The 1,049-nt window shown below is 53.7% G+C and carries 1 rRNA gene; it reads left to right on the top strand.

Annotated elements, in window-relative coordinates:
- Positions 1-88: 88 nt before the first annotated feature.
- Positions 89-1,049, top strand: a 16S ribosomal RNA gene (locus MK805_RS17740); the annotation flags it as partial.

Here is a 1,049-nt window from a genome sequence, read left to right as displayed (position 1 = left end):
AAAAAGAAGTTGTTCCTTGAAAACTGAAGAGTGAGATCACAAACCTGTTAATTTTTTAAAAGCTAGCAATGAGCAATCAAGCTTTTCTATCATGGAGAGTTTGATCCTGGCTCAGGACGAACGCTGGCGGCGTGCCTAATACATGCAAGTCGAGCGAGAAACTTCGGTTTCTAGCGGCGAACGGGTGAGTAACACGTGGGCAACCTGCCCTCAAGCCTGGGATAACTCCGGGAAACCGGGGCTAACACCAGATAATCTTTTTCTTCGCATGAAGAGAAAGTAAAAGTTTACACTTGAGGATGGGCCCGCGGTGCATTAGCTAGTTGGTGGGGTAATGGCCTACCAAGGCGACGATGCATAGCCGACCTGAGAGGGTGACCGGCCACACTGGGACTGAGACACGGCCCAGACTCCTACGGGAGGCAGCAGTAGGGAATTTTCCGCAATGGGCGCAAGCCTGACGGAGCAACGCCGCGTGAGTGAAGACGGCCTTCGGGTTGTAAAGCTCTGTTCTTAGGGAAGAAAGAAATGACGGTACCTAAGCAGAAAGCCCCGGCTAACTACGTGCCAGCAGCCGCGGTAATACGTAGGGGGCAAGCGTTGTCCGGAATTATTGGGCGTAAAGCGCGCGCAGGCGGTGGGTTAAGTTGTGGGTAAAAGGCATTGGCTCAACCAATGTAAGCCTGCAAAACTGGCTCACTTGAGTGCAGGAGAGGGGAGTGGAATTCCCGGTGTAGCGGTGGAATGCGTAGATATCGGGAGGAACACCAGTGGCGAAGGCGACTCTCTGGCCTGTAACTGACGCTGAGGCGCGAAAGCGTGGGTAGCGAACAGGATTAGATACCCTGGTAGTCCACGCCGTAAACGATGAGTGCTAGGTGTTGGGGACTTCCTGTCCTCAGTGCCGAAGGAAACCCAATAAGCACTCCGCCTGGGGAGTACGGCCGCAAGGCTGAAACTCAAAGGAATTGACGGGGGCCCGCACAAGCGGTGGAGCATGTGGTTTAATTCGAAGCAACGCGAAGAACCTTACCAAGGCTTGACATCCC

This window comes from Shimazuella soli (assembly GCF_022511585.1).
Taxonomy (GTDB): domain Bacteria; phylum Bacillota; class Bacilli; order Thermoactinomycetales; family Thermoactinomycetaceae; genus Shimazuella; species Shimazuella soli.
Note: the sequence above shows the minus strand (reverse complement) of the source record. Positions and strands in the feature narration are given on the sequence as shown.